The organism is uncultured Limnohabitans sp. (assembly GCF_937889215.1).
Classification (GTDB): Bacteria; Pseudomonadota; Gammaproteobacteria; order Burkholderiales; family Burkholderiaceae_C; genus Limnohabitans_A.
In genome coordinates this window covers 1-3123 of the sequence record NZ_CALBEX010000581.1, presented here as the reverse complement: position 1 = coordinate 3123, position 3123 = coordinate 1, and the positions used below count along the sequence as shown (strand labels likewise).

At 61.3% G+C, this 3123-nt stretch carries 4 protein-coding genes; all 4 read left to right on the top strand.

The annotated features are described in order from the left end of the window. Window positions 1-479 (top strand): FAD-dependent monooxygenase (locus tag Q0341_RS14640; RefSeq protein WP_299514805.1); only part of this gene is annotated, 479 nt, incomplete at its 5' end. A 166-nt stretch (window positions 480-645) separates the two neighbouring features. Further along, the gene (locus Q0341_RS14635; protein WP_299514802.1) at window positions 646-1683 is read left to right on the top strand and encodes a cupin domain-containing protein; all 1038 of its coding nucleotides are present in this window, start codon (window positions 646-648) and stop codon (window positions 1681-1683) included. A gap of 21 nt (window positions 1684-1704) precedes the next feature. Then, window positions 1705-2406 carry a fumarylacetoacetate hydrolase family protein gene (locus Q0341_RS14630; protein WP_299514799.1) on the top strand — a complete coding sequence of 234 codons (702 nt, stop codon included), beginning with the start codon at window positions 1705-1707 and terminating at the stop codon, window positions 2404-2406. A gap of 4 nt (window positions 2407-2410) precedes the next feature. Then, complete coding sequence (gene maiA / locus Q0341_RS14625) at window positions 2411-3049, top strand: maleylacetoacetate isomerase (protein WP_299514795.1); 639 nt, start codon at window positions 2411-2413, stop codon at window positions 3047-3049. Window positions 3050-3123 lie beyond the last annotated feature (74 nt).

The window sequence follows — 3123 nt, the reverse complement described above, 5'->3', positions numbered from 1 at the left end:
GCAAGGAAGAAGTGCAAAGTTACTTCCAGGGCATTTGCCCCAAAGCCCGCCAGCTGATCGACCTGCCCAAGACCTGGAAACGCTGGGCCACCGCCGACCGCGAGCCGATTGGCCAGTGGACCTATGGCCGCGTGAGCTTGCTGGGCGACGCCGCCCACCCCACCACCCAATACATGGCGCAAGGCGCCTGCATGGCCATGGAAGACGCAGTCACTTTGGGCGAGGCACTGCGCGTTCACAGCAACGACTGGCCGAAAGCGCTGGACATGTACCAGCGCGCCCGCGTGGCCCGCACCGCCCGCATCGTGCTGTCGAGCCGCGAGATGGGCCGCATCTACCACGCGAAAGGTGTGGAGCGCTTGGTGCGCAATGACCTGTGGCGCGGCCGCAGCCCCGAGCGCTTTTATGATGCGATGGCATGGCTGTACGGCTGGAACGTGGGCAACTGCCTAGATGCGGCTATTGATCCTGCACGCTGATGTTTGAATTTTGTACACCGGTATCTCGCAGGTCGGTGGCTTTAGCCCCGACATGACGGGCTTCGACATAGACTGCATGTCGGGGCTAAAGCCGCCGACCTACAACTGGAACGTGGGCAACTGCCTCGATGCCGCACAGCACCATTGAATTGAACGGAGACACCCCATGAACGACCTCGGACGCATCGAAGACCTGCCACCCGACTATGTGCAGGACCTGCGCGACCTGAACCTGGTGCCGCTGTGGCCCAGCCTGCGCGGCGTGCTGCCCCCCAAAGTACCCGCCCGCCAGACCCAGCCGACTTGCTGGGCTTACAAAGACATCAAGCCGCTCTTGCTCAAAGCAGGCGAGCTGACCCCAATAGAGAAAGCCGAGCGCCGCGTGCTGGTGCTGGCCAACCCCGGCCACGGCCTCGACAAAATGCAGGCCAGCGCAGCCATGTATTTGGGCATGCAACTGCTCATGCCCGGCGAATGGGCCCCTAGCCACCGCCACACGCCCAACGCGGTGCGCATGGTCGTGGAAGGCGAAGGCGCCTGGACCACCGTAGACGGCGCGAAATGCCCCATGAGCCGAGGCGATTTGATCCTCACGCCCACGGGCCTGTGGCACGAGCACGGCCACGACGGCACCGAGCCCGTGATCTGGCTCGATGTGCTGGACTTGCCCTTGGTTTATTACATGGAGGCCAGCTACCACATCAACGGCGACCGCCAGAACGTGGTGCCCGGCCAAGGCGACAAACAATACGCCCGTGGCGGCGTGGTGCCCTCGCATGTGTTTGAGCGCAGCAAGAAGGCTTACCCCATGCTGCGCTATGCATGGAAAGACGCCAAGGCCGCGCTCGAATCACTGGCGGCTGACGATTCAAATTTGGAGCAAGTGCAAGTCACTTACACCAACCCCGAAACAGGTGGCGACGCAGAGAACATCTTGGGTTTTTACGCCCTGATGCTGCGCCCTGGCCAAACCCTGCGCCTGCCAGCGCGCTCGCCCGCGCAAATCTTTCACGTCATCGAAGGCGCGGTACAAGCACAGATCGTGGCCAGCACCTTCGAGCTGGCCGAAGCCGACACCTGCTGTGCGCCTGGCTACGAGGCTGTGACGCTGAGCAACCTGCAAGCAGACCAACCCGCTTTCCTCTTCATCGCCGACGAGTCACCTCTGCACCGCAAGCTGGGTGTGTACGAGAATCGCGGTTAATTTTTTTCTTCATTCCACCCCATGACCACTTACCTCTTCAATCCCCCTGCCGTCCAATCCCTGCCCATCCGTGGCAAAACCGAGCGCTTTCCGATCAACCGCATTTTTTGCGTGGGCCGCAACTACCATGCCCACGCTGTTGAAATGGGCCGCCCGGTCGACAAAACCGTGGAGCAAGCCTTTTACTTCACCAAGTCGCCACAAACACTGGTGGAAAGCGGTGCCACCGTCACCTACCCACCCCGCACCAACAACTACCACTTCGAGATGGAACTGGTGCTGGCCATTGGCAAAGAAGGTTTCCGTGTGAGCGAAGCCAACGCGCATGAGCTGGTTTATGGCTACGGCGCAGGCCTCGACATGACGCGCCGCGACCTGCAACTGGTAGCCCGCGACAAAGGCCGCCCTTGGGACACGGGCAAAGACATCGAGCAAGGCTCGGTCTGCTCAGAGATCGTCCCCATGCCCGGCGTGGTGATCGAAAACGGCACCATTGCCCTCGAAGTCAACGGCGTCACCAAACAATCGTCCAACGTGGACAAGCTGATCTGGAACATCCGCGAAATCATCGCCGACCTGTCCACCTACTACCACCTGCAGCCCGGCGACCTGATTTACACCGGCACGCCCGAAGGCGTGGGTGCTGTGGTGAGTGGCGACCAAATCACCGGCCGCGTTGAAGGCGTGGCTGAACTCTCACTGACCATCGGCGCAGCGGAGTAAACCCATGAAGCTCTACAGTTTTTTCCGAAGCAGCACCTCGCACCGCCTGCGCATCGCGCTCAACCTCAAAGGCATCGCCACCGACTACGTGACGGTGGACTTGCGGGTGGATGAACAACAACAGGACCACTTCAAAGCGGTCAACCCCCAGCAACTGGTGCCCGCCCTGGACACCGGCGACAAGGTCATGATCCAGTCACCGGCCATCATCGAATGGCTGGAAGAAAAACACCCCACGCCGGCGCTGCTGCCTGCAGGCACGGACGACCGCGCCCATGTGCGTGCACTCGCGGCGATGGTGGGTTGCGACATCCACCCCCTGAACAACCGCCGCGTGTTGCAAACGCTGCGCAAACAATTCGGTGCCAACGAAGACGCGGTGAACGCCTGGTGCGCCACCTGGATCAGCTCGGGCTTTGACGCCTACGAAGCCCTGATCGCGGCCGACGCGCAACGCGGCCGCTTCAGCTTTGGCGACACGCCCACCCTGGCCGATGTGTATTTGATTCCGCAGGTCGAAAGCGCCCACCGTTTCAAAATGGACCTGACAAAATGGCCACTGATCATGGCAGTGGAAAAAGCCTGCATGGAACTGGAGGCCTTTCAAAAAGCTGCGCCGGGCCAGCAGCCTGACGCGGCCTGAGCGAAATGCCTTAAAAGCAAGGGCCCGTAAGGGCCCTTTTTGATGGGAGAACTGGCAAGGGCACCGTCTGAAGT